At 35.5% G+C, this 18,765-nt stretch carries 14 protein-coding genes; 5 read left to right on the top strand and 9 right to left on the bottom strand.

Annotated elements, in window-relative coordinates:
• Positions 1–140: 140 nt before the first annotated feature.
• From ACT5E3_RS10865 to ACT5E3_RS10835, 7 genes are all read right to left on the bottom strand, one after another.
• On the bottom strand, positions 141–3,290 hold the full coding sequence (locus tag ACT5E3_RS10865; protein ID WP_444998330.1) for a TonB-dependent receptor domain-containing protein: 3,150 nt from the start codon (positions 3,288–3,290) through the stop codon (positions 141–143).
• Between the two features lie 591 nt (positions 3,291–3,881).
• On the bottom strand, positions 3,882–4,709 hold the full coding sequence (locus tag ACT5E3_RS10860; RefSeq protein WP_444998329.1) for an SDR family oxidoreductase: 828 nt from the start codon (positions 4,707–4,709) through the stop codon (positions 3,882–3,884).
• Between the two features lie 80 nt (positions 4,710–4,789).
• Entirely contained in the window at positions 4,790–7,171 is a 2,382-nt protein-coding gene (locus ACT5E3_RS10855; protein ID WP_444998328.1) for a DNA polymerase II, read from the bottom strand.
• Positions 7,172–7,201: 30 nt separating this feature from the next.
• Positions 7,202–8,512 carry a type II toxin-antitoxin system HipA family toxin gene (locus ACT5E3_RS10850; protein WP_444998327.1) on the bottom strand — a complete coding sequence of 437 codons (1,311 nt, stop codon included), beginning with the start codon at positions 8,510–8,512 and terminating at the stop codon, positions 7,202–7,204.
• Positions 8,512–8,862 (bottom strand): helix-turn-helix domain-containing protein, encoded by a 351-nt coding sequence (locus tag ACT5E3_RS10845; RefSeq protein ID WP_444998326.1) that lies wholly within the window; start codon positions 8,860–8,862, stop codon positions 8,512–8,514. The genes ACT5E3_RS10850 and ACT5E3_RS10845 overlap by 1 nt, the downstream gene beginning before the upstream one ends.
• Before the next feature lie 204 nt (positions 8,863–9,066).
• On the bottom strand, positions 9,067–9,735 hold the full coding sequence (locus ACT5E3_RS10840; protein ID WP_444998325.1) for a YceH family protein: 669 nt from the start codon (positions 9,733–9,735) through the stop codon (positions 9,067–9,069).
• Between the two features lie 83 nt (positions 9,736–9,818).
• Entirely contained in the window at positions 9,819–10,463 is a 645-nt protein-coding gene (locus tag ACT5E3_RS10835) for a DsbA family protein (RefSeq protein WP_444998324.1), read from the bottom strand.
• Between the two features lie 141 nt (positions 10,464–10,604).
• On the opposite strand from ACT5E3_RS10835, the gene ACT5E3_RS10830 reads away from it, so the two are divergent.
• The 4 genes from ACT5E3_RS10830 to ACT5E3_RS10815 all read left to right on the top strand — a co-directional run bounded on the left by ACT5E3_RS10830 (position 10,605) and on the right by ACT5E3_RS10815 (position 14,207).
• Positions 10,605–11,885, top strand: a complete 1,281-nt coding sequence (locus ACT5E3_RS10830; protein WP_444998595.1) for an MFS transporter — start codon at positions 10,605–10,607, stop codon at positions 11,883–11,885.
• Between the two features lie 117 nt (positions 11,886–12,002).
• Positions 12,003–12,932, top strand: a complete 930-nt coding sequence (locus ACT5E3_RS10825; RefSeq protein ID WP_444998323.1) for an exopolyphosphatase — start codon at positions 12,003–12,005, stop codon at positions 12,930–12,932.
• A gap of 190 nt (positions 12,933–13,122) precedes the next feature.
• Positions 13,123–13,473, top strand: a complete 351-nt coding sequence (locus tag ACT5E3_RS10820; protein WP_444998322.1) for a hypothetical protein — start codon at positions 13,123–13,125, stop codon at positions 13,471–13,473.
• A gap of 365 nt (positions 13,474–13,838) precedes the next feature.
• On the top strand, positions 13,839–14,207 hold the full coding sequence (locus tag ACT5E3_RS10815) for a glutathione S-transferase N-terminal domain-containing protein (RefSeq protein ID WP_444998321.1): 369 nt from the start codon (positions 13,839–13,841) through the stop codon (positions 14,205–14,207).
• Positions 14,208–14,233: 26 nt separating this feature from the next.
• On the opposite strand, the gene ACT5E3_RS10810 is transcribed toward ACT5E3_RS10815, so the two are convergent.
• Complete coding sequence (locus ACT5E3_RS10810) at positions 14,234–14,548, bottom strand: glutaredoxin family protein (protein ID WP_444998320.1); 315 nt, start codon at positions 14,546–14,548, stop codon at positions 14,234–14,236.
• A gap of 220 nt (positions 14,549–14,768) precedes the next feature.
• A complete protein-coding gene (gene rne, locus ACT5E3_RS10805) occupies positions 14,769–17,498 on the bottom strand; it encodes a ribonuclease E (protein ID WP_444998319.1) in 2,730 nt (909 codons plus the stop codon).
• 975 nt (positions 17,499–18,473) lie between these two features.
• On the opposite strand from rne, the gene ACT5E3_RS10800 reads away from it, so the two are divergent.
• Entirely contained in the window at positions 18,474–18,764 is a 291-nt protein-coding gene (locus ACT5E3_RS10800; RefSeq protein WP_444998318.1) for a DUF1315 family protein, read from the top strand.
• The last annotated feature ends 1 nt before the right edge of the window (position 18,765 follow it).

Here is an 18,765-nt window from a genome sequence, read left to right as displayed (position 1 = left end):
TCTTGTTTGATAGTACTGGCTACCTATATTAGAAGAGATGTAGCATAACACCGACTAGAGCAAGTTGTCAGGAATGAAAGATAAAAAGCCAGAGGTTTCCCTCTGGCAAAGTGAGTAACTATATGAGTTTAGCTAATTATTTAAAAGTTATAGGTCGCATTCAAGAAATATGTTTGACCAAATTGATCGTAGCCTGATGAAGTTACCCGGTTAGCACGATTTGAACCAGCTCCCATTGCTATTAGTGGTGGCTGTTTATCAAATACATTATTGATACCGAAGCTGAGTCTAAAATCTTCTTGAGTCCATGATAAAGAAGCATCCAGGTAGAACGCAGCATCAGCTTCACAAATTGGCTGTACATTTGGACGAGTTCCATCTGGCTTAATTAACTCAGCACTAGCAACAAAGTCATCACAGCGGATTGTTTTTGAAATCGTATCGTTAGCATGAGTTTCTGATTGATAACGACCTGTTAATAACAATGACCAATCACCGGTTTTTAATTCCAGATTTGAAACTAAACGATGTTTTGGATTACCAAAGTCTTCTAGTAAATCATCAGCCGCTTCTCCTTGGAAAATGATCACTTCACGCTCTGTCATTTGGGTATATTGGTTTGTCCAGGTCAAATTAACGGGTAAACCTAATAAGTCGTCAAAATCAGTTGAGTAATCAACATTGATATCAAAACCAGATGAAGTTTCTAAGCCAACATTAACAAATGAAGCATCAATAGCACTAACAAAGTTAAGCGATGGTAATTTACCTGTTCCATCTCTTGTTATACGAGCACAAAATGGGCTAGCCAAGTTAGGCGCATCATTATAACAACGAGACATAATTGTCGCCCCGTTAATAGAACGAATAGTATCTTCAATTTCAATATCAAAGAAAGTAATTGCAAAGTTTAATTTAAAATCACCTTCCCAATCAGGAGTCAATTTCAATGAGTAAGTATAGTTTTCAGAGGTTTCTGGTAATAAATCAGCAGCATTACCACCCACAGTAACTGGTATGTTTAAAATACCGTTTAAACCAAGCGAAGTATAATCGGCACCGCTTGCGATACAGTTATCAATAACAATTTGCGGACGGTTATCTAAACTGGGGTTATAGACACCACCAGCACTTGCATCACCAGGAACCGCACAAGGGTCACTTCCTCCACTAACTCCTTGGAATTGGTCGGCTAAAAATTGTTCTCTTAAATTAGGTGCTCTAAAAGAGGTACCATAAGATCCCGATAACATTACCCAATCAACGGGTTTATAAGTCAGGCGAGCTCTTTGAGTTAATTCATTACCAAAATTAGATTCATCGGTATATCTTACAGCCGCTTCTAATTCTAATAAATCAGCCCCATCTTGATCGACTAGAATAGGTAATGATACCTCTGCATAAGCACTGCTAACATCTCGACTACCAAAAGTTGGCCCTTCTGTTAACGGATTTTCAGCGGCATTTCCACCTGTAGCCCCTAAGTAATCAACCGCCGACCAGATATCATCACGTCGATACTCAATACCCATCGCTGCAACAGCACTACCACCACTACTAAAATCAAACAGATCACCTGTTGCATAAGCATTAAACATTGCTTGCTCTACAACAGTACGATTGGTTCTAGTTGCCACTAAATAATCTCTTTCAGCTTGTGAGGCAAAAGTACCACCATTTCGTTGTCCAACATTAAAAATGCTTGGCGCAAACCAATTAACTGGCACACAATCCATCAATGAAAGTATGCCACCAAAATCTCCAGTTTGACGACTAATACCACAAACCGGATTTCCATTGACATCAAGGCGTAAAGTTTCTTGAGATAAGAATAAATGTTCTTCATGTAAGACAGGTTGAGACTGATGTCCCATTCCTCTATCGTACGAAGCGTACATTTCATAATTCCAGTTCTTCTCACGTAAGGTTTCACTCGGGAAATCACCACGTAATCCAAACACAAATCTGACATGATCTAATTCAACATCACGTTTTTGACTTAAATCATCAATAGTCACTATTGGCATTGCATCTGTGGTAAATGGATTAAGAGGATTATCTACTAAATCCAAAGAGCCATCAGGATTGCGTACTAAATTACCGTTTGCGTCTTCGTGTGGAATCATACCGGCAACAGTTGGTATTTGCTGCTCAGATGCCGCTTGGTTAGTTAAGTGACGGTGAAAATAATAAGCTTCATAAAATAACTCTTCATCACCACCAAATAAATCTAAGGCATAAGTACCATTAGTGGCTAATGTAAAACGTTTTACTGGTTGCACTAAATCAGAGTTGTACCGATCCCATTGATCATGATAATCAGGGTTATAAACAAAACGGCTTCTCATTGAACCTTCGATGCTGACATCATCATAAGGCGGAACAGGTAAACCGAATCCCGAACTAAAATCAGGTATACCTATATCAGTTGAACCTGGCGTATAGAATGCAAAAATATCATTTGGATTATCGCTAAAATTTAGAACAACATTATTGAAAAAACGATTGCGGCATGGATCATAGACATTACCATCTTCGTCCCTAGACCGCATAACAATACAGTCACCAGCACGCTGGCCGACTTTAATTGACTTTCTGTCATAATAAGACATTGACACAACAAAATTTGACTTTTCGCTTTGATGTCCAGTTACAAAAGAGAATTGGCGAATATCGCCTCCACCATCTTTGGTTTTTGTTACATTAGCAGAAACTTCAGCGCCTTCGTAACCTCTTTTCATAATAACGTTAACAACACCTGCCACCGCATCAGCACCATAAATCGAAGAAGCCCCCTCGGTAATAATTTCAATCCTTTCAACCATATTAAGTGGTAATAGATTCAAATCAGGCTGAGATGGTGCACCACGAACACCAGATGCGCCAAGACGTCGACCATTAACTAAAATTAATGTTCTTTCTGGCCCTAAGCCACGTAGACCAATGTTAGATGAGCCGACTCCCCCTGAAGGTGGGGCTTCAGATGCATTAGAGTTACCAGAGTTAGAGTTATAAGTAGCGTCTAATTGCTGTCCACCAGCCATCGAGGTACGTTGTAATAAATCTGCAACATTGTTGATGCCCGATTTAATCGCATCATTAACATTGAGCACCTGTACCGGTGCGGCTTGATCAAACTCTGCCTTTTGTAAGCGCGAGCCAGTTATTGTAACTCTTTGCTCATCTTCGTTTGCTTTTTCTTCATCAGTCTGCTCTGCAGCAAAAACCGCTTGTGACATTGCTAGTGTCATTGCAGAAAAAGCAAATATGTATTTTGAGTGTTTTTTCATATTGGTACTTCTCCGTTTCGATACTTTATTGTTGTTGTATAGGTTTTAGTGTTTTATTTTTAAATAACGAACCAAACATCGAAGATGTAAATAATATAACTATTATTTAAGAAACCTAGCTTATCAGTAAGGCTTTTAAAGCTCTAAAAACTGATAAAATAATATTTGATAAAGCAAAAACAATTGGAATGTTGGCCCCCGCATTTTTGGTTGTTTGATTAAGCTATTTGCAGTTAATAAATATTATTTTTCTTATGGAACATTATCTTTTTGCTGCGCCATAATAGCGCTATATAAATACAAGAAACAAGCTTGACGTGAAAAAATATTCTTTTTTGATATTTTTTTTAAAAATTTTGAAAGTTTTTTGATAAATCTCATTTTAAAAACTGATTAAAACAATCCAAATTATAGATATCTTTTAGAGTGACCTATTAGTTTTTTATATGTTAACAATAACCAAACATTAATTTTAATAACAGCATCTTACAATTTCTTCTTTTTATTGACGCTAGGGAAATAAAACCTACAGAGATTCTCTTTTTTGAAAAAAGCGAGCTGGTAAAATAAAAATATATAATAACTGAAAACTCAGCTTTTATTTAATAAGATATCTAATATATTTGTTGGTAATAAGGGTTTTAAAATAGCAAATAATTTTGTTGGAAATGTTACTCGATAGCGAATTTTTGGGCGTTTACTCTCTAATGCATGAATTAAACATTTAACAACGGCATCTGGAGCCAATGTAAACGAGTTGGCATCCCCCTTTTTCTCTAATCGCTTTAACTGTTCACTATACTTATCAAAATGAAGGCTTGACTCCCAATCGATATTTTGCTTAAACATTTTTGCGGCATTTTCACGAAACTTTGATGCTATAGGACCAGGTTCAATTAAAGAAATAAAAATAGGGCTGTCACTTAACTCTAATCTTAAAGTGTCAGTTAAACCTTCTATTGCATACTTTGATGCATTATATGCCCCTCGATAAGGCATGCAAACAAAACCTAAAACAGAACTATTTTGAATAATTCGTCCATGCCCTTGCTCTCGCATGACTTTAATCACTAATCGCGTTAAGTGATGCCAGCCAAAAAAATTAGCTTCAAACTGTTGCCTTAAGATATCAGTTGGCAAATCCTCAACGGCTCCTGGTTGACCATAAGCTCCATTATTAAATAAATAATCCAACTTACCTCCTGTTTGATTGAGTACAAGCTCTAGTCCCTTTTCAATACTATTTGAATTTTGTAAATCTAATACTAATGCATTTAACCCTTCCGCTTCTAACTTTGCAACATCATCGATACTTCTTACAGAAGCATAAACTTGGTAGCCTCTGGTTTGCAAAGTTTTTGCTGCGCATAAACCAATACCCGAAGAACAGCCTGTAATAAGAATTGATTTTGATTTCATTTTATAATTAATCTCTTTAAAAATTGTTAATAAGCTAGCTTAAAATAACCAGCACCATTATTTTTTATTCTATAAAATCACTAAAACAACCCCAACTGATCACTGACTATTTCATCAAATGATAAATTAACAAATGGCAAAATTGCATCTGCAACAGGCTGAATTTGTTTATCAATATAATGTTGATAATCGATATTAGCATTTACATATTCAACCGGCTGTGGGCCATTGACCGTAATAACATAAGCAATCCAACCTTTATTTTGATAGCGAAGCTTTTTATTTCGTTTTAAATTTTCTGTATCGGCTAATCTGGCAGCTTTTACATGAGGCGGTACATTCTTAACGTAACTATTTAAAGGCCGTCTCAGTCTTTTTTTATAAACCAGTTCAGAGTCTCTCTTTTTTGCTAAAGTTTCTTTAACTGTTTTTAAAATAAAATCTCTCGGATCAGCATCAAAAAACAATAACTCATAAAGTTTCTTTTGAAACCCTCTGGCTAATTCAGTCCAATCGGTGCGCACATTTTCTAAACCTTTAAACACAACTTCATAACCATCATTTTTCTTCAGTAGGCCTGCATATCTTTTTTTGCTACCTAACTCTGAACCTCGGATCGTTGGCATAAGAAATCGAGTAAAGAGTGACTCAAATTCAATTTCAAGAAAACTGTCTAATTGATAGTCTCTAGCCAGTTTGAGCTGCCACTCTGTATTAATATAGTTAGCTAACTCTTTGCCAATTGATACCGCTTCACCATCAGCCACTTCACTATCTAATAAAATAAAAGTTGAATCAGTATCACCATAAATCACTTCCAAACCTTTTGATTCAATCCATTGGGCTGTTTGTTGCATAATGGCATGACCTCTCAATGTAATGGAGCTAGCTAAGCGTGTATCATAGAAGGCACATCCTCCCGAACCTAATACACCATAAAATGAATTCATTAAAATTTTAATTGCTTGAGAGCGTGCAGTATCATTATTTTTTTTGGCTTCATCTCTTTGTTTCCATAATGTCGTTATTATATCGGGTAAAAGATGGTTTTCTCGTGAAAAAAAAGCCCCTCTATAACCTTCAATTGAATCACTGTTATTTTTCATTCCTTCTATCAAACCTAATGGATCTATTTTAAAAGTGCGAATAATTGATGGGTATAGGCTTTTAAAGTCAAGAACTAAAACTTGTTGATACAAGCCAGGCTTTGAATTCATCACATATCCGCCAGGGCTAGCCAAGCCTCCTCCTTCAGGTAGGTTAGGTGAAATATAACCTTTTCGGTGTAGTTGGGGGAGATATAAGTTAGTAAATGCCGCTACAGAGCCTCCAACCCTATCCATTTCTAATCCTGTTAACTGACTTCTAAAAATAAGAAAATCAAGTAACTTGGCTTTTTCAAAAATATCCCAAACCAATATACAATCTTTTAAATTATAATCTGCTAACTTTTCTTTATTATTGTTAAAATTATAAATGATTTCTTCTAACCTATTTTCTACATTTTCAACCGATTTACTTTCACCTAAAAAATGTTGTGCCATTGCCTCTAATGAAAAACTAGGAAAAAAATATGCTTCTGATTTTAATGCAGCAATTCCATCAATAATCACTCTTCCGGCAATACTGATATAACCTTGGTTCTTTTCTGTTCGACTATCCTTCCAATAAAAATAGCTTTTATCTCTACCTAAACGCAAACGAAGATCATATAGCAAAGCCCTTTTGTAAAGCAGCCTAAAATCAAAATTAATAACATTCCACCCTATAATAATATCAGGATCAAAACCATAGATTTCAGTTTCTAATGCTTGTAGCAATGACCTTTCATCATTTACCCAATCAATGTATACTTTCTCATTACTTCTCTGTTTTTCAGAAGCAATCATAATTACTTTTTTGTATTCAATACCGTTATCATTTTTTGCGTAAAAACCGATACTAAAAAGCGCCCCACTTTCTGAACACTCTAAGTCAAGTGACATCACTTTGAGCTTAGGCTTATAATCATTACATGGTTTAATTTTCACATAAGTATAACGAACATAACCGTTCATTTGTTTTTTTAAACCAGCAAATTCAACTCCAGCCCTAACAAATCTTTCCATTAGATAACGTTCTGTCAATTTAAAGTTATTTTCATAAGATATGACTTGCGCATCATTCAAAATAGCTTTTGCCTCAAAACAGCTTTTTAACGAATTAAAATATAGTGCAATAACACTTTTTTGTTGAAAGGTTTTTAATAAAACTTTTTTATAGGTATAACGTATTTCAAATCGTTTTAAGAGAAGTTTAACCGTTTCTAAATCATTGTCCTCAATAAAAAAAACCACTTCATTTTCAGCAATAATTAACTGAGCAGGACCATTAGAAGTTGAAACCCAAAGTTCTATTTGAGCTTTCCCATAATGATCATAGCTATGACGAGTTAATAAAAATCCAGTGTTAGTTTCTATCAAAAAAGCCTCAAACAGCGAAAGCAATAAAGTTTAAATTTTCAAACGTAAGTTTGACTGTATTTCTTTGGCTAAAGAATCAAAAACATTGTTATCTTTAGCGTAAGATTGCCACTGTGAAACAATGCCTGTAATTTGTTCTATGATTTGTATAGATTCTTGTTTAAAGTTGCCAATCAATGATGCAACAGCCATTAGATCTTGACGATCAAATCCATCTCGCTTTCCATTAATGGTCATTTGATGAGAATTTACCCAAGGAGAATTTTTTTTATAACTATAAGCAAGATCAAATGCAGGTGCTAACCGCCATTGAGCATGTGGAGAGTTTAAAATAAAACCAATATTTTTGGTATGATCATCATGATTTCTTGCCACAATATTGAAAACTAACCTTCTGAATATTTCAATAGCATCGACACGAGGTAATCTCAATTGCCTCGCGACAGCAAGCAACTGTTCATAACTATAACTACCAGGCACTTTATAGTCGGCATGATCAATCGCACATAGTGATAAATAATGTTTTTTAGTATTACCAGCTCGATCAAATCGTTTAGTCATAAAATGAGCACGAGAACCATCGAGTAATAATTCGCAAGGAGATACATTAATACCTGAATCTTTTGCCATTAAGTAGTATGCATATTCCATACGCCCATATCCTTTAGGATCGCCAAAAGTTTCATTATCAAGTTTATGCTCTTCTACACCATCAAACTTTAATAAGTAATGTTCGTACCCTTCTGGTGCTTCGGTTTGACCAGAACGAATTTCAGTTCGCTCTTTATTAACTGCGACCAGCGCTTTAGCTCTAGCCCCACCAGCGGAAGTACCTACTTGAAATAATGCCGACATAGCATCATTATTCAAATGCTTGGGGAGGATGTTTTCCGCTATATTGGCACGCTCATCAAGAATATGTTGTGCCATATCGACCAAAGATGTGAGCTCTATACTCTCGCTAGTACTCATATTGCGATTAATTGCAGGCGCATATTCTAAAGCCCCCATTCCTCTTTTCCCCGTGTATAACAATCTTTCAATTGCTGTGAAGGAATGAATATCTCGTCCATTACGCGCCAGCCAAGCATTGATCACAGCATTGCCAAAATCATCAGGTAATGTATCAGCAAAAACGGCGGGTAAACCTTTATAAGTTTCACGATTTAATGTAGGAAATTGATATTTTCTATCGGAAAGAGGCATTCTAATTGGGGCAATTTCTAACCCTTTTGCTCGCCATTCGGGAGCATATTCAAAAGTTGCTACTTGTGTTGCAGGATCATAAGCCAGCGCACCAACTAGCTGCTCCCACAGCCTGACTTCAGCTAAATTTTGCATTACCAATCCAGCTCTGAATCAGGTTGAATAGTTTTGCCCGGTTGACTGCTTTTTAAACCCGTGGCTCTTTTTCTTTCTTTTCCTTGATACTTGAGTTGAGCCATTGGACTAAATGCTGTTTTAGGTATAAAGGCTTCAACTAAATCCAGCTGCCCAAGCGCACGTAACACGGCGACAATATTTTCAAATTTACCATTGCCTTTAATTAGGTTTCTGTAACTAAGGCGTGACAAACCAACTTCATCAGCAATCTGCTGTTGCGTAATATTTTGCTCTAAACGCATTTGCTCAATGCGTTGCCCAATTTCTGCTGCAATAGCTTGATCTGTCATTGTATGAAAGTTCATCATAATTACCGTTTAAGCATCGCTTCTTCAGTTTTGGCTAACAAAACACTGTTTGATCTATCATTTCTTTATTAAACTAGTTAATAAAGTATAAATTATTATACATAAAAAGCAATAAAACTAATAATGGATATTTTTCTTACCATTAAATGATTATTTAAGGGTAAATACAATAACAATTAAGTGGAAGCATAACCAACAAGCCACTTAATTCACTAAATCATCTAAACGCTGCTGTAGTTCATCAATCATCATTTGCATCAACTCAACTTGTTCTTCAAGTGCTAATAACCTTTCATTAGTCTCATTACCCTCAACATTTTGGCTTTCCTGAACCGCCTCATTACTAATAATAGGCTTGTCCGAAGTAATCTCTGAAAAACAATGCGCATAACGAGATTCCCTTCGCCCAGGCTCTCTGTCCAATTTAATAACAATTGCTTTGCTACACAGTTCATTCAACGTTTCTTCAACTTCTTGAACGCCACTAAACTGACATAATCGGTTAGTTCGAGTCCTTAGTTCACCTGGCGTTTGTGGTCCCCTTAGTAATAGCACACAAATAACACCAAGCTCTTGCGCAGAGAACTGTAAGTCACTAAACTCGGTGTTGCAAAAACGATGTTTATATTTTTCTACTCGACTGGTAGAGCTCGATTGAGTAAATACAACTCGCTTTTCAATTAATAAGTCAACTGTATTTTGTACTTCACTTTCTGTCAACGACAACACTGGTTCCCGGTTACTTTTTTGGTTACAAGCATTGGTCAATGCATTTAAAGAAAGTGGGTATTGATCAGGAGTCGTCAAAGATTTTTCGATTAAACAACCGATCACTCTTTGTTCATGTAAAGTTAATTGGATTATTTGGCTCATCGTTTTATAAAACCCTTAACAAAATAGTTAGCTTAAAATAAACGATTTCCCTTTAGTCGTCTATCAATTATTAGCTGCTTGTATTATTTAAAAGCACCACATTTTTGTATCTGTTTTAACATTACTTTACTTTCTTTATAGTTAACGTCAACAGGGTAAAATTCTCCTTCAAACGCCAAAGTCAATGAAGGAAATCCCCTGCGAGATAATCGGTGATACATTTTGATTTGTTTATCTAGTTCTTGGCAAGTTGAAGCTGAATTAATATCATGCTGAAACAATTCAATATTAAAATCTTGTAAATTATGTTTTTGTTTTACTTCATAGGCGAGCTGAACAAGCACTTCCTCTAATGAAGGATTTAATGCACGTAAATAATAAGCCTCTTGAATAGCTAGTATCATCTCTTTTTCTACTCCTTGATTTTTAGCAGAGATTACCGCACGACAAGATAAGTAAGTTGAGCGAAATGGCGTGTTTTCACGCCAAAAATTAAAGTTAAATTTTGTACCTAACAACTGATGAATATTACGCCAATGATTTTGAATTGTTGTTTGCAACTCATTAGACATTGGTTGGTTATTATCTTTAGCTAAGCCGCCTAACACGTACACAATCAATATATTTGTATCTTGTAACTTTAACTGTAGTTCTTGCCAAGTCGGTCTAAACCCCCAACACCAACTACACATAGGATCATGAAAATAATAAAGTTTAGAGTTCATCATATTATATTTTTTATTACCCTAATTAAAATTAGACAAATAATTACCAACACAAAGAACTAAAATATAGGTTGATATTACTAAGCTTGACCTTTCAGTTAAGTTATTCATAATATATCCAAAATATAATAAGCAGCAAGGCGCATACTAATCACTTCTCAAAAAAAACAACAGCTGACCATACTACTAGCACTTATATTTTGTGGCGAAGTAATATTTAGTCTGCCCTTTCATATTCCACGCATTTTTCGCCCTACGCTATTAGAAGCATTAGGGCTAAATAATACTCAGTTAGGCGATATATTTGCAGTTTATGGAATTGTAGCAATGCTCTCATATTTTCCAGGTGGTTTTATTGCAGATCGTTTTTCTGCGCGCAAACTCATGAGTTATTCACTCATTAGCACTTCACTTGGAGGCTTTTATTTATATACCTTACCACCTATCAATCATTTATATTGGTTATTTGCTTATTGGGGGATCACCAGTACGCTTCTATTTTGGGCTGCAATGATAAAAACAACCAGAGAATGGGGAAACACTGATACTCAAGGATTAGCTTTTGGATTACTTGATGGTGGACGGGGTATGGTTGCCAGTGTGTTATCAAGTATTATTATCACTTTAATCAATTTTCAAATAGTACAAGATATTCAAAACTCTCATATAACTTCTCAACAGACTTTACAGCTAGCTATTTTATTCTATAGCTTTGCAACATTATTGGGTGCTTTTTTAATTTGGTACATCATGCCAAACAATACCACGCCAACAAAACCACCAAAAACCGTAAGAAATTTTAAAGTTTACCAACAACAGCTAATCGAAGTAATTTCTAACAAACTGATTTGGCTACAGGCAGGCGTTATTATCACCGCTTATTGTGGCTTTAAAAGCTTAGATAATTATGGCTTATATGCCGTTCAAGTATTAGAAATGAGCGCAATAGAGTCAGCAGAGTTTGTTACTTATACTAGCTATGCCAGACCCTTCTCAGCTATTGCTGCAGGTCTGTTAGTTGATAAGTGGCGGGCAACCAGTATGATCGTTAGTTTATTTATATTACTAACAATCATATTTTTAATATTAGGAATTAGTGCACCAAACAAAGTAATGCTCACTTTTATAACAATTAACCTGTGTATTACTTTTATTGGAATCTATGCTTTAAGAGGCATATATTTTGCTCTATTAGAAGAAAGTCAGCTACCAACTCATTTAACAGGAAAAGCAGTGGGCCTGATTTCATTGCTAGGTTATACGCCCGATATCTTTTTTGCATCAGTAACAGGTAGGATTTTAGATGCTAATCCCGGTATTGAAGGTTTTCATCATTACTTTATATTAATGTCGCTGATTTCTGCACTCGGCATAATATCAGCTTACGTATTGAGTAAGTTATCAGCTAAAAAAATCTCAGTTTAAAATAACTATTTTTCTAAACTTTTGGTCAGGTTGTCTATACTCAACTTAGCACATTACAAGTTTGACTATTGAAAAACATAGCAACATTACAAAACGACTAACTTAAAGGAGTCATGAATGGCTAAAGATAAATTCCGTCTTATTACCCGTAGCGACTTTGATGGACTTGTCTGCGCAGTACTTCTTAAACATCTAAACATCATAGATGATATTAAGTTTGTTCATCCCAAAGATATGCAAGATGGAAAAATAGAAGTAACTAACAATGATATCTCAACTAACCTTCCATATGTGCAAGGCGTACATATAGCTTTTGATCATCATTTGTCAGAAACAATACGAAACGAAAAAGTCGACAATCATATTATTGATCCTGATGCACCATCTGCCGCACGTGTTGTTTGGCAACATTATGGAGGATTAGAAGTATTTCCTGAAGAATGGAACGATATGATGGAAGCAGTTGACCGAGGTGACTCAGCACAATTTACCAAAGAACAAGTACTGAACCCTAAAGATTGGGATCTACTCAATTTTTTAATGGATGCCAGAACAGGACTTGGTCGATTTCGAGAGTTTAGAATTTCAAACTACAATTTAATGATGGATCTAATTGATTATTGTAAAAATCATACAATAGAAGAAATCATGCAGTTGCCAGATGTTGTTGAACGCATTGAACTCTATAACCAACAAGATACTCTCTTTAAACAACAATTAAAAAAATGTTCAACCGTCCATAAAAATTTAGTTGTACTTGACTTACGTGAAGAAGAAATTATCCATGCGGGTAACCGATTTGTTATATATGCCCTATTTCCTGAATGTAATATTTCAATTCATGTTATGTGGGGTTTCCAAAAACAAAATACTGTTTTTGCTACTGGCAAATCAATATTTGATAAATCATCTAAAACGAATGTTGGCGAATTAATGTTGAAATATGGTGGTGGTGGACACCAAGCAGCAGGAACCTGCCAAGTAGCTCATGAAAAATCTGAGGATACAATGAAAGCACTCATTGAACAGATAAATCTAGACGGCTAAACTCCCCCTGTTTTTCTATTTTTCTGTGGAGATTATCAGTTAATAATCTCTACTTTCTATATTTTTTCCTTCTTACCATTCAGTATTATCTCACCTAACCATGATTAAACAAAAACTGAGTTCAAATTAACAATATTTGCTAGCCTCTAGTGTATAGTAATAAAGAGTTTAAAAAAATAAGGACGTTTTTATGAAAAGTCTCATTATCGCCTGTTCAATACAAACCTTTATTATTCTATTATTTGTTATAAAGTTTTTTTATTTTAATACCGTCAAGCCTACTGGTAATAACCAATACACTAACCAGCCTCTTCTGCTTTCGGTGCAAAATTTCAATAAACAAAACGTAATAATAGAAAGCTCCGTTGAAGAACACCAACTAGCTCTAATAACAAATAGAAAATTACTCTCTCAATTTCGCACAACGGCACTAGCTTGGCAGCCAAACCTAGAATTTCAGCACCTCTCACCATCGCCACAAAAGCACCAAAAGAAACCAAAGTACTTTAAGGTCAATAAATTAAATGCTATCAACGATTAATCTAAAAAATATAACAAATGCATCACGAGACAACTTAATAAATTTTTCTTTTATATTTCAATTGCTTATAAAAATAGTTTTTTAATCATTTATCTAGCATTATAATTTTGTTGGTTATCAAGAATAAACCAGTGATTAATAGTAGGCTACCATTAATAAACTTAGCACTGAAAACCAAAAAATAGGGATGTAGGTGATTTTTCTTATCCCGAATTCAGATTAATTTATAGTGATTTAGCTATATATACTGCTCTGTATAGTATTAACTTTTACCAAAAAGTTATTTACCTATTAAAAACTAGACATTAATCACCGCTCCATGCACAATCTGGAAAATATTAACTTATCTTTAAAAAAGTATAAACATGTTAAAATTAATCCGACTTGCATTAGGGAGTATTATTGCCTTTTTTGACTGGCTAACCCGTGGCTCAAAATTAAAGCGAGACTCAAAAGCACAGGAAAAAGTAGAACAAGAGCTTAAAAAACTTTCTATTTATCAATTTAAACTATGCCCATTTTGTATTAAAACACGCCGAGCATTACATAAATTAAATTTACCAATCAAGTTGGAAGATGCTAAGAACGATCCTGCTGCTCGTGATGAATTACTAAATCAAGGTGGGAAAATTAAAGTTCCTTGTTTAAGAATAGAAGAAAATAATCAAGTTAAATGGATGTACGAGTCTAATGATATTATCCATTACTTAACCCAACGCTTTCAGAAAGTATAACAGTAATATTCTCTGATCATACGAGTCTACAGATTAAAAACGCTTTTGAGCTTTGACTCGTTGTAGCCTCGTATGACAGTATCATTCACTAAAACTACAGGTACTCCACTACCTTTAGCAATTTGTTCATATTCTTTTCTACCTTGTGCTGAACGCTCAATATCATACTCGATATAAATAATACCATTCTTGGCAAAAAACTCGCGCGTTTTTTGACAATAACCACACCAACTGGTTGCGTATAACTTAACCGGATGTACACCATTTTTAAATTCTTTAGGTTGATCAAAAAAGTATTTTATACCACCAACTAAAGCAATAACTAACAATAAATATCTCAAATAAAAACCTCATTGATTGTTTCCAGTTTTTTACAAGCTCTTTTAATCACCGACTCTGAGCGTCAATATCAACAAAAAACAGGACTTTAGAAAAACTAAAATTGTAAGTAGTATGCTCGATGTTGATATAAAAGGCAAAAACCCAGAGGCCAAAAGCCACTGGGTTTAATTCATATAATAAGGCAACAGCTTATTAAAAACTTTTTGCTTCTTCTAATAATTAAGCCGCTGAATCAGGTTTAGCCATTGGACTATAGCTTTTATTTAAATTAGCCTCTTCTTTAACATCAGATGTTACAGTCGTTCCTGGTTCAAAAGTAGGCTTTTTAAAATTAAAGTCTGTTGATGGTACTGCCCCTACTAATTGTGGTTTTGTAGCTGGCGCATAAGATTTAGCCGCAATTGATACACGAACCTTTTCCTCAACCTTTTTCAATGGCTGTACCTTTGCTACTTCTTGGTGATGAGCTTCAACAACTTGAATTGGCCTATCAGTTGTCGAACTAATCGCTGGCGACTCTTCACTTAATATTTCTTGATTCGAGGATTGCTCACTCGTTGTTGCTTGGGTTGCAGGTACAGCTTCACTCCTATTATTTTCTTTTACTTTCTGTGCCACAGCAGTCTTTTCCGCAGATGCTTTTGATTCTACAGCTACAGTTTGCTCAACAGCTGATGAAGATTCTTGTGTTTCTTGCTGAGCCTGGCTTTTTTGAGCTTCAGGCTTTTTAGTATTTACAGCCTTCTCATTCCCATTCGTTGCTTTATCCTGCGCTTGTGCTGATGTTTGCTTTTTCTCTTTAGGCTGCTTATCAGCAACAAAATCAGCAACTGTTTTAGCCTCAACCTGAGATGATGCTTTATTTGATTGCTTACCAGCAGGCTTATTTTTACGAGCATCGCTTGTTTGAGACTTTGGCTTTTCATGATGGTTCGCTTTTTGCTCAACACCTTTTATATGCTGCTCTCTATTCTGAACTTGCACTTTCTGACGCTCATCGCGCGACTGACGAGGTTGGCGCTCTTTTTTACGCTGAGGCTTATTCGTCTCTTTATTAGCATTGTTATTTGATGTTTTAGCCTGATTTTTAGCAGGGTGTTTCTTTTTATTATCATCTCTTTGAGGCTTATTATTAGCCTGTTCATCATTATCTTGGCGTGCTTTAGGCTTACCTTTACGATAATTGTTACGAGAACGATTACGCTCATTGCGTCTATTATCATTACGATTACGATGTGATTTTGGACGTTTTTTGGTTTTAGGCTCTTCTTTACCAAATAGAGCTTGCCATATCCGCTTTAATAATCCAGGTTTAGACTCAACTTTTTTAACATGCGCAGGTGCCGGCTGCGGCGCAATGGCATTAATTGAAACAGCAGCTTGTTCAGAAGCTTTAACCGTTTGGGTGTCTGTCGCAGGCGTATATGGTTCTAGTTGTGGTTGGATCGCCACTTCATGTGAAGCCGACTCAAGCTTTTCATCACCACGCATTCGAGTAATTTCGTAATTAGGCGTTTCCATATAAGGGTTAGGGATCACATAAATACGAACTTTTAAACGTTTCTCAATCGCATGAATAATCTTTCGCTTTTCATTTAATAAGAACGTAGCCACTTTAACAGGCAACAAGGCTTGCACAGATGTGGTTAGCTCTTTAGTTGCTTCTTCTTCCAGTAGACGCAAAACTGAAAGAGCGAGAGACTCGACGCCTCGCACTGTACCTGTGCCGCTACATCTCGGACAAACATTATGCGCCGACTCACCTAAAGAGGGCTTTAATCGCTGGCGTGACATTTCTAATAAACCAAATCGTGAAATTTTACCCACTTGGACACGAGCTCTATCACGAGTTAAGGCTTCTTTTAGCACAGCTTCAACTTCACGCTGGTTTTTTACGGGTGACATGTCAATGAAGTCAATAACAATTAGTCCTCCCATATCACGGAGTCTTAATTGACGGGCAATTTCTTGTGCCGCTTCTTTGTTAGTTTGTAAAGCAGTTTCCTCAATGTCTGCACCTTTAGTCGCACGAGCAGAATTGATATCAATTGACACTAAAGCTTCAGTAGGATCAATAACAATAGAGCCCCCTGAAGGTAGACGAACTTCTCGCTGATATGCCGTTTCAATTTGAGACTCTATTTGGTAGCGAGTGAATAAAGGAATTTCTCGATCTTCATTAAGTTTTACTCGATTCTCGAAAGCCGGCCGAATAAACTGAATTTGACGCTTCACCTTTTCAAAAACATCTCTTTTATCAACAATAATTTCGCCAATATCTGAACGTAAATAATCTCGCAAAGCGCGAATAATGACATCGCTCTCCTGATGAATCAGAAAAGGTGCTGGACGTTCTTCTGCAGCTTTTTTAATCGCAGTCCATAAGTTTTGCAGAACAGACATATCCCATTCTAACTCTTCTGCATTTCTGCCAACACCAGCGGTTCGGACGATACACCCCATCCCTTTAGGCACTTGAATATTACGCATCGCACTGCGCAGTTCATCTCTTTCTTCTCCCTCTATGCGCCTAGAAATACCACCAGCTCTAGGGTTATTAGGCATCAAAACAATGTAACAGCCAGCTAAACTGATAAAAGTCGTTAATGCAGCTCCTTTGTTGCCTCGCTCTTCTTTATCAATTTGTACAATAACCTCTTGTCCCTCGGCTATTGCATCTTTAATATTAGGGCGTCCACGAAAGTTTTTATCAACAAAATACTCTCTGGAAATTTCTTTTAAAGGCAAAAAGCCATGTCTATCTGCACCATAATCAACAAATGCAGCTTCAAGGCTTGGTTCAACTCGGGTGATTTTTCCTTTATAGATATTGGCTTTTTTTTGTTCTCTACCGACTAATTCAATGTCAAGGTCAAATAATCTTTGTCCATCAACTAATGCAACACGCACTTCTTCAGGCTGTGTCGCATTGATTAACATGCGTTTCATATAAAAATATCTCTTATTGTTTTAAAGAGGCGAAGTACCAATAAAAAGGAAGGAGTTTAATTCAAGGTTGTTGTTAATAAAATAGTAACTGGATTGGCTGATTAATGCTTAGAATAATCTTAATAAGTAAAAATATTACTTAAAATTCAATAGTTTAATGTAGACGCATATACTAAGCGCTAAAATTTCAACTAGCCTGATGGCCATACTTTAATCTATTTCTGTCACTACAATATCTGTAGTCCATTGTGTTACTAATCTATCTACAGGTCTTATGACCTTGCCTGACTTAAATTCTTTCGACTAATGTGGCCTTTGCCTAATTTTTTCCTATGAGTCTCGTTATAATTAATCGACACTCTAAAAATGTCATTGTTATAAAATTAACAATGGATTCATATTAATTCTTTAACAGGCGTTATATTATTACCTGATGTTATAAGCTATTAATCTGTTTTTGCCTAAAACTTGCTACTTCTATTTATTCCTAATAGAAAATTTATTGTCATAATATAGGCAATAATTTATAGAACAAGATTATAAACTTATAATAAGCTGGACAGTTAGCTTGCCAAAGTCTGCTGTAATGCAGCTTTTTGTCCTTACTGTCAGTGGTTGAACTATAGCAACAATTCTTGATAGCAGCAATTTTTAACCTGTGTTTAGTCTAAAAAACTCAACCATTTGAATGGTTTTGTTCTTTTTTTATACAATAAATCTTATTGATATATTTATATTCTATTTAAAAACGTTGTTTTTAGTATCCAGTGAGTCAATCAGTTGCTAACCTCAAAATAAAAGCGACATAAAAACTAAAAATTAATCAGCGTTTAAATTCGGCTTCAATTGCTTGTATTTTTGAATTTCTCTATAATTTCGGCGCGATTGAGATTACAGCTTTACTATAATCGTATTTACTTGCATCTCACTTTTAACTAATAACAAACATTTATCAGTGTTTTCCGGAGCAATTCAGTGGATTATTCACAAACTGTCGCAAGCCTAAGTCCCGAAATGATTATTAAACTCAAATCTGCAATTGAGCTAGGTCGTTGGGAAAATGGTGAAAAGCTGACCTCAGAACAGGTCGAGTCAGCCATGCAAGCAGTGATGCTATGGGAAGCCAAAAATATTGGTAATAACAACACTGAGCCTTTTGTTATAGGTTCTCAAGGAGAGCTGTATACAGGAAAGGGAGAAAATCATAAAACTTCCTTATCTTCTAAAATCGATAATGAACAGGTCATTATCAAAAATAAGGTCTAAT

The organism is Aliikangiella litoralis, from assembly GCF_052495765.1.
Note: the sequence above shows the minus strand (reverse complement) of the source record. Positions and strands in the feature narration are given on the sequence as shown.

Coding starts and splice junctions, on each gene's coding strand:
- ACT5E3_RS10850 (WP_444998327.1), bottom strand. CDS start 8,512: ATGCAAAATTTAGCTGAAGTCAGGCTGTGGGAGCAGCTAGTTGGTGCG.
- rne (WP_444998319.1), bottom strand. CDS start 17,498: ATGAAACGCATGTTAATCAATGCGACACAGCCTGAAGAAGTGCGTGTT.
- ACT5E3_RS10860 (WP_444998329.1), bottom strand. CDS start 4,709: ATGAAATCAAAATCAATTCTTATTACAGGCTGTTCTTCGGGTATTGGT.
- ACT5E3_RS10815 (WP_444998321.1), top strand. CDS start 13,839: ATGTTAAAATTAATCCGACTTGCATTAGGGAGTATTATTGCCTTTTTT.
- ACT5E3_RS10845 (WP_444998326.1), bottom strand. CDS start 8,862: ATGATGAACTTTCATACAATGACAGATCAAGCTATTGCAGCAGAAATT.
- ACT5E3_RS10825 (WP_444998323.1), top strand. CDS start 12,003: ATGGCTAAAGATAAATTCCGTCTTATTACCCGTAGCGACTTTGATGGA.
- ACT5E3_RS10840 (WP_444998325.1), bottom strand. CDS start 9,735: ATGAGCCAAATAATCCAATTAACTTTACATGAACAAAGAGTGATCGGT.
- ACT5E3_RS10835 (WP_444998324.1), bottom strand. CDS start 10,463: ATGATGAACTCTAAACTTTATTATTTTCATGATCCTATGTGTAGTTGG.
- ACT5E3_RS10865 (WP_444998330.1), bottom strand. CDS start 3,290: ATGAAAAAACACTCAAAATACATATTTGCTTTTTCTGCAATGACACTA.
- ACT5E3_RS10820 (WP_444998322.1), top strand. CDS start 13,123: ATGAAAAGTCTCATTATCGCCTGTTCAATACAAACCTTTATTATTCTA.